Consider the following 14876-nt stretch of genomic DNA (forward strand, 5'->3'; position numbering starts at 1 on the left):
TTGTCCTATTCTCTTGCCGTGCAATCGTTGTCAGTCGACCAGATTGTCATTGATGAAATCGAAATTGATGTCTTCGCCAAGACCGGGTTTGTCGGAGAGATGGACAAAGCCATTCTCATCCATCGGATCTGCGAGCGTGTTCAGATATTCGAACCCATCGTCATATTCCAGGAATGGATGCAGGAGACCGCGCTCATACCATCGGACGTTTTTTGAAACGGCAGTAATGATGAGATTGGGTGCGCCGTTGCCGTGGACCTCACAATTCATCCCGAACGATTCAGCCAGGTGCATCGTCTTGAGTGCGGGAGAGATGCCACCAACGTCGTGTACCCCGGTGCGGAGAATATCGCAGGCTTTGGACGTAATCCATTCGGCACGGTTATAGTGCTTGCCTCCCGCACTTTCCGGTCCGAGAACAGGAATATCGAGATTTTCCGCCAGCCACGTATACGAGGCTGTGCTTTGCTCATCCATCGCCTCTTCGATCCAGGCAAATCCAAGTTTTTCAAGTCCCCGGCCAAGTTCAAGTGCTTCTGTTCGGGAATACCAGTGGAAGGCATCAAGCATCAAATGGATGTCCGGACCCACGGCCTCGCGCACTGCGGCGCAGGCCTTGATATCCATCTTGACGTCAGGAGCCCACGAAACAGGGGGCATCCATGTGTGCAGCTTGATACCTTTATAACCGCGTTTCACCAGCGTTTCGGCGAATCGACCGTAATCCTCGGGCGTTGCCAACCCTCCCTCCAACTCATCACCGCACATGATCGACCCGTATGCGGGGACCTTGTCGCGATAGCTGCCGATGAGTTTGTGAACTGGAATTCCAAGCTTTCTGCCGGCCAGATCCCACAACGCACAATCGATAATGGCAAGTGTGCGATCGGTAAGCTGCGCCGCGCTCCCGCGTTGCCAGTGTGCAAGGTCCTGCCAGAGACGTTCACGATCGAAAGGATCCTGGCCGAGCAGTACCTTCTTCACAAACTTATCAATGACGTGTGGCCGCACGATCTCTACTGGCGAAAAGCAGTGCCCCTCACTCCCGTCGTCGGTGGCAATAGTCAGCAAAGCAAGCTCGACCTTGTGTGCAGGGCCTGGATGGGCGTGACCCGCGCTGTCGGCATGCCTATGAGTCGTATGTCCAAAGCGCCGCACACTGACATCAGTTATTTTCACATCTCGTCTCCCAATGCTCTGCCTCGCTCGGGTACCTGACCATCAAGGACAAAACTGCCTGGCCGACGCTCCAGATCACCGAATGCAGATTCTCTATCATGTTGTATGATGACTGACAACAACAAATCTTGTCGAACTTTCATCCAAACTCGGTGCGTCAGATATCAGCAATTCCGGGGCTCCTCCAATGAATTCCTTCGGCAAAGAACTGAATTTCTTAGATCCTGGCTTGCGGCTGCATGTGAACAGGATCGCATCATGATCGGGTTGTATGATAATGCCCCTAAATATCGTTGGAAGCGAACCGGGTTACCGGGTGCGCTCTGGTTAATCCATTGACGCTCAAAAAATGGGATACTGATTCGGTATCAACCTCCATCTGCGCAGGTGGTCTCGACGTAGACGTTGGGATATGGCCAGAGAAATAGGCCGCGGACTGCGTATTCATCATGGGTCCGCAGATGTTGAAGCGACATTTCCCACGCGAGCATATGCCAGTTGCCTGCTTGTGATGATTTCAAATCGACAGTATGTTGTCACCGACAACACACTCGGAGTGAGCCATGAGCGCTGTAGAGGAATTTCGTAAGTTCAATCGCTTTTTCACAAAGGAAATCGGGTTGCTCGACAAGCACGTGCTTGCCAGCGACTACACACTGGCCGAAGCCCGCGTCCTTTATGAGCTTGCAAAAAACGGCGAGCAAACGGCGGCCGAAATCGGGCGCAGCCTGGAAATGGACAAGGCCCATCTCAGCCGTATTCTGGCGCGGTTCGCCAAGCGCAACCTCGTCAGCAGCCGTGCCCGCCCTGGCAATGGAAAGCAGCGCCCGATTTCACTCACGCCGGCCGGCCAACAGGCGTTTGCTGCGCTCGACCAGGGTTCGCAGTTGCAAATAGAGGGGCTGCTGGCGCCACTTGACACCGATGCGCGCTCGCAATTGATCTCCTCGATGCGCCAGGTTCACGCCATTCTCGATAGCGGAAAACAGCATGGCAGCGAGCTCACCTATCGTGATTTGCGACCCGGCGATCTCGGATGGATCGCCCACAGGCAAGCATTGCTCTATCACGAGGAATATGGGTGGGACTGGACCTACGAGGGTCTCGCCTGCGAAATCCTTGGGAAATTCGTCGCCAATTTCGATCCCGCGCGCGAGGCTGGCTGGGTTGCGGAGCGTGCAGGTCAAATAGCCGGGTCTGTTTTTCTCATGCAAAGCGAAGACCCAACCATAGCCAAGCTGAGACTCCTCTATGTCGAGCCAAGCGCCCGCGGCCTCGGTATCGGACGCGAGCTCGTTGCGACATGCGTCGAGCGAGCCAGGGAGCTCGGTTACCGGCAGATCCGGCTTTGGACGAACGATGTCCTGGTTTCAGCCCGCCGCATCTACCAGGCGACAGGTTTTCGTCTTGTCGAAGAGGAAAAGCATCATTCTTTCGGGCACGATCTGGTGGGCCAAACCTGGATCCTCGATCTTCAGCGCGAATAGCCGCACCAACCACACGGTTATTCCGCAGCACTCAACGCAGCCGCGTCACGACTTTTTGATGGCGCGGCTGATCTTTTTTGCAGCTGAGGCAAGCTGTCGCCTTTTTATAGTCAAGCACGCCTGCTATATGCAAGGATGTAATAAGCTTACTTACGACTAGTAGACTTCCAATCATGAACAATGCACCCACGCTAGGCTTCCTGCTGCACGACGTTGCTCGGCTATTGCGCAAGCGATTCGAGCAGCGCGCAAAGTACCTGGGACTGACCCGGTCGCAGTGGCAGACCTTGGCTTATCTCGCCAATAACGAGGGAATCCATCAGGCCGGCCTCGCTGAAATTCTCGAGATCGAGCCGATTACCCTGGTTCGCATCCTCGACAAGCTTCAGGAACGCGGCCTTATCGAGCGGCGCCGGCATTCCACCGATCGCCGCATCTGGCTGCTCTATCTGCGCGAGGAAACGCGACCGCTGCTGGCCTCCATACGGGTGATTGGTGAAGCCACCCGCGCCGAGGCTCTTGCGGACATTCCGGCGGAAGACCGGGAACATCTCGTTCGTACCCTGACTCTAATGAAGACCAATTTGATCGACGCCTGCCAGACGCCGGTCGAGAATAAAGAGAAAAATCATGGCTGACGGTTCAACTTCCCTACGCATTCCCGCCAATACAGACACCGCCGACGACGTGGTGATGGAAAAGCGCGATCCGGTAATCGAGACCGCGCCTTCCGTACCCGTTGCCAAGGAAACCGCGCCTTTACCACCGGCTGCTCCGGCGCGCCCGCGCCGCAGCCTCAAGCGGACGATGCTCTTCGCGCTGCTGCCGGTCGTGTTGATAGCCGGCGGGTACATCTACGCGACGGGTGGACAGATCATGTCGACGGACAATGCCTATGTGCAGGCGGATATGGTCGGCGTTTCGACTGACGTCTCCGGAATGGTCCAGTCGCTCGACGTCCATGATAACGAGCAGGTCAAGCAGGGCCAGGTGCTCTTCCGCCTCGATGCTGCTCCGTACAGCATCGCTCTTGCCGGCGCGAAGGCGCAACTTGGCGTGGTGCGTAACCAGATCCTCAACCTCGAGGCTAGCTACAAGCAATCGCTCGCCGAGATCACGCAGGCTGAAGCCGACATTCCCTTCTTCGAAAAGTCGCTGCAACGCCAGCAGGACCTGAATGCGAGCTCGTTTGCCTCCCGCGCGACCTATGATCAAGCCAAGCATGATCTGGACGCGGCACAGCAGAAGGTCGATGTTGCCAAGGCCGAAGCGGCAGCAACCCTGGCACAGCTCGGCGGCAATGCTGATCAGCCGGTCGAACAGAACCCGTCCTATCTGCAGGCGCAATCCGCCGTCGACAATGCCCAGCGCAATCTTGACCGGACCATTGTCCGGGCGCCATTCGACGGCATCGTCACCAATGTCAGCTCGTTGCAGGTTGGTGCTTATCTCCAGGCATCACAGTCGGGCTTCAGCCTCGTCTCCACGACCCATATGTGGATCGCCGCGAGCCCGAAGGAAACCGAGCTCACCTATGTGCGCGACGGCCAGCCGGTGGCAATCAGCGTCGACACCTATCCCGGCGTCGAGTGGAAAGGCACGGTTGCCAGCGTCAGCCCGGCCTCCGGGTCCAGTTTCTCATTGCTTCCGGCCCAGAACACCACCGGTACCTGGGTGAAAGTGGTCCAGCGTATTCCCATGCTGGTCAGCATTGACGACACGACAGGCAAGCCCCCCTTGCGCGTGGGCATGAGCGTGACTGTGGGCGTCGATACCGGCCACGCCCGGGGCCTGCCAAAGTTTGCTGAAGACCTCCTCGGGCTTTTCGGTAGCAAGGATCATGTCTAACACCATCGCAGCAACCCCCAGCGCCGCGCCGGTTATTGCCAATCGCGGGGCGATCACCGCCTGTGTCATCCTTGCGGTGATCATGCAGGCGCTCGACACCACGATCGCCAATGTGGCGCTGCCCTATATTCAGGGCAGTGTCTCGGCGAGCGCCGACCAGATCAACTGGGTCCTCACCTCCTATATCGTCGCTGCCGCGATCATGACGCCGCCTTCCGGCTTCCTCGCAGCGCGCTTCGGGCGCAAGAATGTGTTGCTGACCGCCATTGTCGGCTTCGTCGCCGCATCGGTGCTGTGCGGTCTAGCCCAATCCCTGCCGCAGATCGTGGTTTTCCGGCTGATGCAAGGCCTGTTTGGCGCCGCCCTGGTGCCACTGTCGCAGGGTATTCTCCTGGACATCTATTCGGTGGAAGAACGGGGAAAGGCCATGGCGTTGTTCGGCGTCTCGGTCATGGTCGGACCGGTCCTGGGGCCGGTCATCGGCGGCTGGCTCACCGACAATATCAGCTGGCGCTGGGTGTTCTACATCAACGTCCCTATCGGTATGCTGGCGTTTTTCGGCATCGGCGCCTTCGTCTCGGAAACGACGCGCGAGGCGAGTGCCAAGCTGGACTGGTTCGGCTTTGGCACACTGAGCCTTGCCATCGCGACGCTGCAGCTTTTTCTGGACCGGGGCGAACAGCTCGACTGGTTTTCGTCGACCGAGATTCAGATCGAGGCGCTGATCTGCGCCAGTGCCTTCTATCTCTTCCTCGTCCACACCTTCACGGCGAAGAAATCCTTCGTCAATCCACGGCTGTTTCTCGACCGAAACTTCTCCGTCAGCATGTTCTTCATCTTCGTCATTGGCGTGACCTATCTCGCCTCGCTTGCGTTGATGACGCCCTATCTGCAGACCCTGATGGATTACCCGGTTATCACCGCCGGTATTGTCATGGGGCCACGCGGCATCGGTACGATGGCCTCGATGTTCATCGTCGGCCGGATGATCGGCAAGATCGACACCCGCGCCTTGCTGGTGTTCGGCTTCAGCCTTACGGCCTGGGCGATGTACGATATGACTGGCTGGACCCCGGATGTCTCGCAATGGACCATCGTCTCCGTCGGTTTCATTCAGGGCGCAGGCCTCGGCTTCCTGTTCGTACCGCTGACGACAATTGCCTTTGCCACCCTGCCCGCCCACATGCGCGGTGAAGGCACCGGCCTTTACAATCTTTCCCGCAATATCGGTTCCAGCGTGGGTATTGCTGTCGTCACGGCGCTGATCACCGAGAATGTGCAGACCAACCACGCGTCGATCGCAGCCTATGTCACGCCCTTCAACCATGCCTTCAACGCTCCCGCGGTAATGCAGCATCTCGATCCGCTGAAAGCTGCAAGCCGCGCGGCGCTGGACGGGATCATCACGACGCAGGCGACGATCATCGCCTATATGGACGATTTCAAGCTGCTGATGATCATGTCGATCGTGTCGATCCCGCTGGTCATGCTGCTGCGCAAGCCGGCACCGAGCGCCGCACCCGTCGACCACAGCGCCGTCATGGAATAAGCTGCGAGTTTAGATCGATTGGGCGCGTCCTGGCCTGCCCACTCAACGAAGCGCGGTCAGCGCCTGTGTCAAACCTTTCAGTGAGAACTTGATGCTGACGTTCTGCCCGTTCATCAGGCGCAGGCGAGCACCGCCATTGGTACCTTTCTGCAGTGCCGCAATCACCGTCGGATCAAGTTTCTGCTGCGCCCAGCATCCTGCTTCATTGCAATTGCGGTAACTGAATTCGGCGACCGAATTGCCATCCGCGTCGATCATGAAGCCCGATGGCAGGAATATATTGAGGGGAACCAGCGCCGTCAGAAGAAGATCGGGAGCCTGTTTCGTGTCCTTCTTCGCGGGGTCAGGCGCTGTCCTGGCGAAGGCGAGTGTCAGCACATTCACATCCTTGCCGTTCTGGTTGACTTGCGAAACTTGCGCCACCTCGCAATTGGGAACGATAGAACCCTCGGCTGTCTTGGTATCGATGCAGCGGTAGAACCAGTCACCATATTGAACTGACCGAACTTCAGCTTCGCTGCTTTGTTGTGGCGCGGGTGCGGTATCTGCCGGAGCGGGCGACGCCTGCTGGGCAAACGCAATCCCAGTACCGGAGAGAAACGCAAAGGTGCATAGGAAATATTTTAAGCAATTGAATAACATGAAATAATTCTCGCATCTAAAATGGAATGTTTATATTCGAAAAAGGTGATCAAAGAGGCAAAACAGGCATACTCAAACAGAAATACAGCATATTGATAATACATTAATTCAGTCAATCAACCGGATGCACCCGGCGCGGTAATCCTCACTCCATGCGCTTGAGATCGCCAAGCAGTGTGGGAATCAACTCGGAAACGGTGGGGTGAATGGGCACCGCCCATTTCAGCACAGGGTATCCGACATCAGCGTTCATGATATCGAGAATGCCATGGATAGCCTCGTCGCCGCCGGTGCCCAAAAAGGCTGCGCCGAGAATCTTCTGGGTTTCGGCATCCGCGACGACCTTCATGAAGCCCTGGGTCTCGTCTTTTTCCACAGCGCGGCCGACCCGTGTCATCGGCCTCTTGGAGACCAGTAGCGGCCTGCCCGTCTTGCGTGCCTGCGACTCGCTCATTCCCACCCGTCCGAGCGGCGGATCGATGTAGAGTGCATAGCCGAGTATACGATCACTGACCTTGCGGTTTTCCTTGTCGAGAAGATTTGCCGCGACGATCTCGAAATCATTATAGGCCGTATGGGTGAAGGCACCGCGCCCATTGCAATCACCGAGCGCCCATACGTCAGCGACGTTTGTTTCAAGCTGGTCATTGACCTCGATATAACCGCGTTCATCGAGTTTGATACCGGCCTTGTCGAGTCCGAGATCGTCTGTGTTAGGCTGCCTGCCGATCGCCAGCAGCACATGCGAGCCAACAGCACTGCGTGAACCCACGCTGCAATCGAGATTTACTTGCGTTCCGTCCGCATGCGGCTTGAAAGCGATACATTCCGCATCGAGGCGGCATGAAATCCCCTCGGCTTCCAGAATATCCTTGATCGCTGCGGAAATATCTTCGTCTTCGCGCGCGACCAGCCGCGGCCCCTTTTCGACGACAGTCACCTCTGCGCCGAAACGCCGGTACATCTGCGCGAATTCGAGCCCGATATAGCTGCCGCCAACAACGACGAGATGCCTTGGCAAGGTATCCAGCGCCAGGATCGACGTGTTGGTGAGGAAGTCGACATCCTTCACGCCCGGCATATCGGGAACATTGGCACGGCCGCCGACATTGATGAAGATGCGAGGGGCCGTGAAAGCCTGGCCATCGATGTCGATCCCGTGCGGCCCGGTGAAACGCGCATGGCCCTTGACGACGGTGCAGCCGTCCATGCTGCGCAGCCACTTCTCGACACCGCTACGAGAATTAAAGGAAACGGTATGGGCCCTCTCCTTCACCCGCTTCATGTCGATACGGATGGGCGCATCGATAGTGACGCCGTAGTTGGCCCCGCGCCGCGCAAGATGCGCAGCATAGGCACTGGCAACGAGTGTCTTTGTCGGCATGCAGCCCGTATTGACGCATGTGCCGCCGAACAGCTTGCGCTCAACCATGAGCACTTTCATTCCGGCGGCCGTCAGCCGTCCGGCAAGCGAGGGCCCCGCTTGTCCTGCCCCGATGATGATTGCGTCGAAAGCTTTGCTCATGCCGGACCTGCCTGCCTGCGCATTTGGAACTCGGTCGAATTGACCGCTTCGATGGCGCTGCCAGCATAGATCAGGGCATGCCAACAAGGAATTAGTAATCTATCGAAATATTGAGTGAATGTCAGGTTCAGGCAGCGTTCAGGTCCCTGCAAATATCCTTGCAATGTTCCACGGGGTATCCGTCATGCTTGTTCAGCGTCTCGGCATTGTGTTCTTTATTTTCCTCGCCTTCGCTCTGTCCTTTGGCAGTGTTGTCAACCATGCGAAGTCGGGTCGGTTCGCCCACCCTGATTACCAGGGTAATCTGATGCATCGTCAGAACTAGGGTCAGGACCTAAGCACGAGGTGCCTCAACCGCGCTTTTTCTTGCTTGCTTCCGCCTCGTCGAGCCGGTCCAGAAGGTCAAGAAAGCGTTTCGGAATGTCCTTCCCGACCGGGATCGGGTTTGCACTTTCCATCGCCCGCCGAAAATCCGGCCGCACGACCTGATCGCGGACGACACTCGCCATTGGGTGGCGCGAAGCCAAATGTTTTGCTGCCATGATCCATCCAATCGAATTGCAGCGAGATGAGAAAACTCGCCTGTTCTCGCGTCAGGCACCTCCCGGATCGGCACCCTCTGTCATCCCAACAGGGCAAAACAGCTTTTGTTTCAAATTCTATGGGGCTATGGTCAACAAATACTGAAGATTATCGACGTGGCCGGCGACTGAACCGCACTTGCGCATCAGCGGCGCTATCTCATTTAAAATTCCCAGGTGCGGAACCTGAATTGGGTCACTGCGTTTTCCTCAAAACCTCGGGAGGGATACCCTATGTTGATCCGCATCGGTTACGAGATTGCCATCAGGTGCAATGAACCAACCCCTATGACTACCTATCTCAATCTCGAATCGGCACGGCTGGGCGATGTCCAGTGCGAACGAGGACCAACCGCCACACCGGACGTGCGGCTCGAAACGTTTCGCGACCTCTTCGGCAATGCCTGCCTGCGAATGTTGGCGCCAGCGGGGAACCTCTCGTTGAAATACGATGCCGTCATCAAGGATGATGGCTTGCCCGATCCTGTTGACGAGGAAGCGCAGGAAGTCAGCGTCGACAAGCTCCCGACCGAGTGTCTGACGTATCTTTCGGCAAGCCGATACTGCGAAACAGACGAGTTGAGTAATCTGGCATGGGACCTGTTCGGACATCTGACACCTGGCTGGGGCCGGGTTCAGGCGATCTGCGATTACGTCAACCAGCGCCTGACATTCAGCTATGGTTTTGCCCGGGCGACGCGCACGGCAGCACAAGCACACGAGGAACGCGCCGGTGTCTGCCGGGATTTTGCGCATCTGGCGGTCGCCTTTTGTCGATGCATGAATATTCCTGCGCGCTATGTAAACGGCTATCTGGGCGATATTGGCGTCCCCGCCGACCCTGCCCCGATGGATTTCAATGCGTGGTTCGAGGTGTTTCTCGACGGCAAATGGCACACATTCGATGCGCGGCACAATCAGCGCCGCATCGGCAGGATCGTTGTCGCGCGCGGGCGGGATGCCGCCGACATTCCGTTGATTCATACTTTCGGGCCGCATGAACTGACGAATTTCAAGGTCTGGACGTTCGAGGAGCATGACCCATCGTTCTCCAGCCAGCGCTTCGAGAAGATCTCGCTGGTCACGCCTTGGTTCAGCCCGCGATGGTCACGTCTTTCCCGCCACATCAGGGAGAGGACCGAGGCGGAATCGAATTTGTGAGCTGCCGAAAACAGGCCCGTTTAATCGCAGTCAGGAAGGCTGAAAGCCGGCTTACGATGGCAATTGTACATTTGCCATATTTGGCACCGGGCATATCGATGGTGCGTTGCGGTAAGCCATTTCAACACCGCGATAATCCGTTTCGAATTGCCATGCCACAATTGAGGGATTACGTTTTTCGCGTCGCCGGAGTTTTGCTTCACCCAAGAAAGGAACATTTCCATGCCTTTCGATAATCCTCCTAATCCAATGTATTCCCAGGACGACTGGAACGTGATGCAAGCCGCCTATGACAAGGCCGCGGCGACCCTGGTGGTGAAATCCAGCTCGGATACCGAAGCAAAAATCATCTCCGAAACGGTCATGACTGCGTTCAACCGGGGCAATAGGGATGTCAATTCGCTTGCCGCACTCGCTGTGATCACCGCGATCAATTCTCATCCGGCGGTGCGCGGAAGCAATAGCGAACAAGAAAAGCGCTATGCGTAGAGCTGGCCGTTCTGCAACTTGCCTCTAGAATCCATGCAACTTTGACTTTCATCAGCATTTCCGGCAAGTCAGGCTGCAGGATTTGTTGTTGCAGCTGAGGTCAGAGAATGAAGTTCGTCACTTTCGCAACCCTGTTGGGCAGTCTCTTGTTGAGCGCGTGCGGGTCAACCTATGCCACCTGGTCCCCGCGCAAGACGGAAACTTCCGTTCCAAACCCAGCGAGCTGCCAGAGCGGCTACGGCATTTGCCCAGGCAGGTATGGCCGCGCCGGCCAGATGCGTCACTCCTCCTAGCGCTTGCCTCAACTGGCAAAACTCTGCCGGAACAGCCGGTTCAGGTCGTCAACGACATTTCTTGCTTCGTGGCTTTGCAGAAGCCCCGCATTAAGGCGATCGGAAGCTGCCTGCTGAAAGGCCATATATCCATTGTGGCGCGGCCGCACCCAAGCCCCTTCCAGTGTCGTGCGCGTGGCAAAATAGAAATCTGACGTTTGCTTGTTGACCGTTTCGCTCTCCCAGGCATCCGCATGGCCGGGCTGGCCCCCGGCTGAGGCATAGAGTCCGCGCTGCACCTCGCCACTGGCAATCCAGTAGGCGAAATCGATTGCTGCATCGCGATTTGGCGAGAAGGCAGACACGGCAATCCCAGTACCGCCGAGTGCGGAACCCACAGGACCATTCTGGCCCACGGTCGGGATATCGGCGAAAGCGACAAGATTGGGCCTGAAGCCCTGGATGGCGTAACTGACATAGCCATAGATCAGGGGCGAATAAGCGATGGTCGAGCCTGCTTCCGCCATCTTTTCCAGCACCGCGATCGGGTCCATTGCAAAACAGACCGGGTCGATCCGCGAAGCAATCTCACGCATCATATTGAATGTTCTTGCGCCATTCTCGGGACAGATCAGATCACCGAGTTTCGCCGCGGCACAGGGTGATCCCATATTGGCACTGAGCGTATAGAACGTCATCAGCGTATGCGGCGCACGAAGCGGCAGGAGAACTTTGCCTTCCCACGCCAGCACCAAAACATCCTCCCATATGACCGGCGGTTGATCGAGAAGGTCCGGGCGCCAGGCGGCAACCTGGGCCGCGGTGTCGATCGGAAACGCCCATTGCCGGCCCTGCCAGCGATAGCTCGGATAGGATTGGCCGACACTGCCTTTCACAAGCGCATCGCGTTCGGCCTGGCGCCCGGCAACATCGAGCGGCGCGAGACAGTTTTCGGCGGTGATCTGACCGACATGCGGATGATCGATGACGATCAGGTCATATTCCCGCGCCAGTTCTTCCACGGGAAAGGATTCGAAATCCTGCAGCGACCGCTTTTCCCATTCGATGCTGACGCCCGTCTGCTCCTTCCAGGGTTTCGAACAGGTGACCAAGGGGTCATAGCCGCGCGGATGGCTCCACGTCATCCCCTTCAGCTTGATGACGCTCACAGGCCGAACTCCTTGCGGATAGCCTCGCTGTGTTCACCGATACGCGGCGCGGCGCGGTCGAATTTTGCCCGCTGGCCATCGATGCGGAGAGGCGAACGCGTCGTGAGGATCGAGACATTGTCCTCCCGTTCGACGGTCTGCAGCATATCGAGAACCTTGAAGCCCTCGCTTTGCAGAAGCTCCTCCCAGTTCAGTACCTTGGCACACCAGATATCGGCCGGCTCAAGAACGGCAAGCCAGTGCTCCGTGGTTTCCGTCGCGAGCTTGGCTCCGATGATGCGCTTGATCTCGTCGCGTGCGGTGAACCAAGAGGCGGGCACATCGCGATAGGGCGCGAGCTCCTCGAGCTCCAAAAGATCTGCCAGTTTCGGCAATGGCGTCATGGCCAGTGCCAGATAGCTGTCACTGGTTTGATATACGCCATAAGGCGCGGAGAGATAGGCGTGGGCGCTGCGGAAATCCGAACGCTTCGGCAGGCGACGGCCATCGTTCAAATGTGTGGTCAGCACTTCGAACTGGAAGTCGACAAGCGATTCCAGGAGACTGGTTTCGATATGGCTGCCCTTGCCGCTGATGCCGCGGCGTACCAGCGCGGCGAGAATGCCCTGCACGGTCGCCGCACCGGCGAGCATATCGCCGACCGCGAGGCCGAACGGCACCGGACCCTGACTCTCGTCGCCGTTCAGCCACATCAGGCCGGAGCGCGACTGCGCCAGCAAATCCTGACCCGGACGCGCCACCCATGGGCCCTCTTCGCCATAGCCGCTGATACTGGCATAGACGAGGCGTGGATTGATCGCCTTGACCGCTTCATAGTCGAGACCGAGCCGCTTGATCACACCGGGGCGGAAATTCTGGATGAGCACATCGGCCTTGGCCAGCAATGTCCTCAGCGCCGCAAGATCGGCCTCGTTCTTGAGATCGATGGCAAGGCTTTCCTTGGCGCGGTTGATTGCATGGAAAATGGTCGAATCGCCGCCGATTTCCGTATCGCTGAGATAGAGCCGGCGGGAGAGATCGCCGCCATCCGGACGCTCGACTTTGATGACGCGGGCTCCGAGATCCATCAGCCGCAGCGAAGCATAGGGGCCTGACAGGAACTGGCTCATATCGACGACAAGCAAGCCTGTCAGTGGTAGTTCGGTAGTCTCGGCAGTCATTATTTCTCGGTCTTTCCAATGAAATCGGCGGGGTTCTGATATTTCACTGTCTGCAGGTGCTCGCAGTAGAGGACGAGTTCGCCCTCATTCTTGAACACTTCGTAGCTGGCGCGGATCAGTCCCAGTTCCTTGTAGCGCGGGCGCTTATCCAGATTGGTGCGGATGGTGTAGATCGTGTCGTCGAGGAAGACCGGCTTGATGAAGCGCAATTTGTCATAGCCATAGGAAAAGGCGTTGACGCAATTGGTCGCGACAAGGCCAAGCCCAGCCGAAAACACGAAGGCTCCGGCAACGAGCCGCTTGCCAAAAATGCCCTCGCTCTCGGCGAACATCTGGTCCTGTACGTAAGGGTGAATATCCGTGACCAGCATGTTGAAGAGATGGCTGTCGCTCTCCGAGATCGTCCGGCGCAGCGAGCGGATTTTCTGGCCTACCGGCCAGTCCTCGTAGAACCAGTTTTCCGCATTCCACACCGGCAACGCTGCATGATCGGCCGGCATATTTTTCGGATGGGTAGTGGAAACACCAACTGTCGGTGCAAAAGCAGTCATCGCTGCATGCCCCCGTCATCCGGACGAACGCGCACTCCAAATGGCATCTCCCATCCTCCCCATATCTTCTCTTGTGAATATCTTTTTCACATATGGGTATGAATGACAAGGCTGTTGAATGGCAAAAATAGAAACCCCGGATCAAGGCGCTGATCCGGGGCACAAATCCGCAGGGTTGCCTCATTGCTGGTGCTCAGCGCCGGATAATTCCCTTGCCGAGCAGTCGCTCGCGATCATGCGGCCCTTCGAGATCAAGCACAGGTCCGAGCGGCACGATACCGGTCGGATTGACGTGGGCGATGGAATAATACCCGGCCTTGATGTGATCGATCTTCACCGTAGAGCGCACATCCTGCCACTGGTAAAGCTCGCGCAAATAATTGGAAAGATTGTGATAATCGCAGAGGCGGCGGATATTGCACTTGAAGGCGCCATGATAGGCGGCGTCGAAACGCACCAGGGTCACGAACAAGCGCCAGTCCGCCTCCGTCAGATGGTGGCCAGCAATGTAGCGATGGTCCGTCAGGTGCGCTTCTACCCTGTCGAACGCCTTGAACACATTGGCCGCCGCCTCGTCATAAGCACCTTGAGACTTGGCGAAACCGGCACGGTAGACGCCGTTGTTGATGTTTTCATAGATCAGATCGTTCCATTTATCGATCTCGGGGCGCAGTTCTTCCGGGTAGAAGTCCCAGTTGTCGCCCGTCACGCCATCAAAGGCCGTGTTTAAGATGCGGATGATATCGGCCGATTCATTATTGACGATCCTCCCCTCCTTGCGATCCCACAGCACCGGGACGGAAACCTTGCCCGTATAGTTTGGTTCGCTCGCCGTATAGAGCTGATAGAGGTAGCGGATCGGTGGCGCCTTGGGACCAGCGTCCTGCGATTCCGCAAAGGTCCAGCCATTCTCCCCGATTGCCGGTTCGGCGACCGAAATGCGGATGATCTCGCGCAAACCCTTGAGGTTGCGGAAGATCAGCGTACGCGACGCCCAGGGGCAGAGGTAGGAAACGAACAGTTGATAACGATCCCGTTCTGCCGGAAATGCCGGTCTACCGGACGCATCGGGCTGGCCGTCGGGCGTGATCCAGTTGTGGAAATGCGTGGCTTCGCGGTGGAATGCGCCGCCCTTCATTTCGCTGGCGGCGACATCGCCCTTGACCCATTGCCCGTTCACCAAAGCTGGCATCTGTCTTTTCCCGACCATTGACAAGGCGTCAGGATCGCATTTCACCGCGCTCTTTCATACCAGAGAGGCTT

14 protein-coding genes are annotated in these 14876 nt (G+C 57.3%); 6 read left to right on the plus strand and 8 right to left on the minus strand.

From position 1 onward, the window contains the following. Positions 1 to 30 precede the first annotated feature (30 nt). Entirely contained in the window at positions 31 to 1179 is a 1149-nt protein-coding gene (locus tag BLM14_RS15470) for a mandelate racemase family protein (RefSeq protein WP_100000216.1), read from the minus strand. 563 nt (positions 1180 to 1742) lie between these two features. On the opposite strand from BLM14_RS15470, the gene BLM14_RS15475 reads away from it, so the two are divergent. From BLM14_RS15475 to BLM14_RS15490, 4 genes are all read left to right on the plus strand, one after another. Next, a complete protein-coding gene (locus BLM14_RS15475) occupies positions 1743 to 2666 on the plus strand; it encodes a bifunctional helix-turn-helix transcriptional regulator/GNAT family N-acetyltransferase (RefSeq protein WP_100000217.1) in 924 nt (307 codons plus the stop codon). 173 nt (positions 2667 to 2839) lie between these two features. After that, a complete protein-coding gene (locus tag BLM14_RS15480) occupies positions 2840 to 3304 on the plus strand; it encodes a MarR family winged helix-turn-helix transcriptional regulator (RefSeq protein ID WP_100000218.1) in 465 nt (154 codons plus the stop codon). Further along, positions 3297 to 4514: an HlyD family secretion protein gene (locus BLM14_RS15485; RefSeq protein WP_100000219.1), complete on the plus strand. Its 1218-nt coding sequence runs from the start codon at positions 3297 to 3299 to the stop codon at positions 4512 to 4514. The genes BLM14_RS15480 and BLM14_RS15485 overlap by 8 nt, the downstream gene beginning before the upstream one ends. Further along, positions 4507 to 6063, plus strand: coding sequence for a DHA2 family efflux MFS transporter permease subunit (locus BLM14_RS15490; protein WP_100000220.1), 1557 nt, complete (start codon positions 4507 to 4509; stop codon positions 6061 to 6063). Before BLM14_RS15485 ends, BLM14_RS15490 begins: the two co-directional genes overlap by 8 nt. 42 nt (positions 6064 to 6105) lie before the next feature. On the opposite strand, the gene BLM14_RS15495 is transcribed toward BLM14_RS15490, so the two are convergent. From BLM14_RS15495 to BLM14_RS15510, 3 genes are all read right to left on the minus strand, one after another. After that, positions 6106 to 6705 (minus strand): invasion associated locus B family protein, encoded by a 600-nt coding sequence (locus BLM14_RS15495; RefSeq protein WP_100000221.1) that lies wholly within the window; start codon positions 6703 to 6705, stop codon positions 6106 to 6108. A 145-nt stretch (positions 6706 to 6850) separates the two neighbouring features. Continuing rightward, the gene (locus tag BLM14_RS15500) at positions 6851 to 8230 is read right to left on the minus strand and encodes an FAD-containing oxidoreductase (protein WP_100000222.1); all 1380 of its coding nucleotides are present in this window, start codon (positions 8228 to 8230) and stop codon (positions 6851 to 6853) included. Between the two features lie 350 nt (positions 8231 to 8580). After that, positions 8581 to 8772, minus strand: coding sequence for a hypothetical protein (locus BLM14_RS15510; RefSeq protein WP_133123973.1), 192 nt, complete (start codon positions 8770 to 8772; stop codon positions 8581 to 8583). A 273-nt stretch (positions 8773 to 9045) separates the two neighbouring features. Between BLM14_RS15510 and BLM14_RS15515 the strand changes: the two genes are divergently transcribed. Both BLM14_RS15515 and BLM14_RS15520 read left to right on the plus strand, forming a co-directional pair. Continuing rightward, entirely contained in the window at positions 9046 to 9972 is a 927-nt protein-coding gene (locus BLM14_RS15515; protein ID WP_100000225.1) for a transglutaminase-like domain-containing protein, read from the plus strand. 222 nt (positions 9973 to 10194) lie between these two features. Next, complete coding sequence (locus tag BLM14_RS15520; protein WP_133123974.1) at positions 10195 to 10461, plus strand: hypothetical protein; 267 nt, start codon at positions 10195 to 10197, stop codon at positions 10459 to 10461. 301 nt (positions 10462 to 10762) lie between these two features. Here BLM14_RS15520 and BLM14_RS15525 read toward each other — a convergent pair whose 3' ends face one another. The 4 genes from BLM14_RS15525 to BLM14_RS15540 all read right to left on the minus strand — a co-directional run bounded on the left by BLM14_RS15525 (position 10763) and on the right by BLM14_RS15540 (position 14805). After that, a complete protein-coding gene (locus BLM14_RS15525; RefSeq protein ID WP_100000227.1) occupies positions 10763 to 11902 on the minus strand; it encodes an extracellular solute-binding protein in 1140 nt (379 codons plus the stop codon). Next, on the minus strand, positions 11899 to 13062 hold the full coding sequence (locus tag BLM14_RS15530; RefSeq protein ID WP_100000228.1) for a CaiB/BaiF CoA transferase family protein: 1164 nt from the start codon (positions 13060 to 13062) through the stop codon (positions 11899 to 11901). Before BLM14_RS15530 ends, BLM14_RS15525 begins: the two co-directional genes overlap by 4 nt. Beyond that, a complete protein-coding gene (locus BLM14_RS15535) occupies positions 13062 to 13613 on the minus strand; it encodes a MaoC family dehydratase (protein WP_100000229.1) in 552 nt (183 codons plus the stop codon). The genes BLM14_RS15530 and BLM14_RS15535 overlap by 1 nt, the downstream gene beginning before the upstream one ends. Before the next feature lie 193 nt (positions 13614 to 13806). Next, complete coding sequence (locus tag BLM14_RS15540) at positions 13807 to 14805, minus strand: glutathione S-transferase family protein (RefSeq protein WP_100000230.1); 999 nt, start codon at positions 14803 to 14805, stop codon at positions 13807 to 13809. Between the last annotated feature and the right edge of the window lie 71 nt (positions 14806 to 14876).

It is taken from the genome of Phyllobacterium zundukense (assembly GCF_002764115.1).
In the GTDB taxonomy this organism is placed as follows: domain Bacteria; phylum Pseudomonadota; class Alphaproteobacteria; order Rhizobiales; family Rhizobiaceae; genus Phyllobacterium; species Phyllobacterium zundukense.

What these genes read in the sequence shown, in the direction of transcription:
- BLM14_RS15475 (WP_100000217.1), top strand. Translation starts at nt 1,743, where the DNA reads ATGAGCGCTGTAGAGGAATTTCGTAAGTTCAATCGCTTTTTCACAAAG.
- BLM14_RS15480 (WP_100000218.1), top strand. Translation starts at nt 2,840, where the DNA reads ATGAACAATGCACCCACGCTAGGCTTCCTGCTGCACGACGTTGCTCGG.
- BLM14_RS15485 (WP_100000219.1), top strand. Translation starts at nt 3,297, where the DNA reads ATGGCTGACGGTTCAACTTCCCTACGCATTCCCGCCAATACAGACACC.
- BLM14_RS15490 (WP_100000220.1), top strand. Translation starts at nt 4,507, where the DNA reads ATGTCTAACACCATCGCAGCAACCCCCAGCGCCGCGCCGGTTATTGCC.
- BLM14_RS15495 (WP_100000221.1), bottom strand. Translation starts at nt 6,705, where the DNA reads ATGTTATTCAATTGCTTAAAATATTTCCTATGCACCTTTGCGTTTCTC.
- BLM14_RS15500 (WP_100000222.1), bottom strand. Translation starts at nt 8,230, where the DNA reads ATGAGCAAAGCTTTCGACGCAATCATCATCGGGGCAGGACAAGCGGGG.
- BLM14_RS15510 (WP_133123973.1), bottom strand. Translation starts at nt 8,772, where the DNA reads ATGGCAGCAAAACATTTGGCTTCGCGCCACCCAATGGCGAGTGTCGTC.
- BLM14_RS15515 (WP_100000225.1), top strand. Translation starts at nt 9,046, where the DNA reads ATGTTGATCCGCATCGGTTACGAGATTGCCATCAGGTGCAATGAACCA.
- BLM14_RS15520 (WP_133123974.1), top strand. Translation starts at nt 10,195, where the DNA reads ATGCCTTTCGATAATCCTCCTAATCCAATGTATTCCCAGGACGACTGG.
- BLM14_RS15530 (WP_100000228.1), bottom strand. Translation starts at nt 13,062, where the DNA reads ATGACTGCCGAGACTACCGAACTACCACTGACAGGCTTGCTTGTCGTC.
- BLM14_RS15535 (WP_100000229.1), bottom strand. Translation starts at nt 13,613, where the DNA reads ATGACTGCTTTTGCACCGACAGTTGGTGTTTCCACTACCCATCCGAAA.
- BLM14_RS15540 (WP_100000230.1), bottom strand. Translation starts at nt 14,805, where the DNA reads ATGCCAGCTTTGGTGAACGGGCAATGGGTCAAGGGCGATGTCGCCGCC.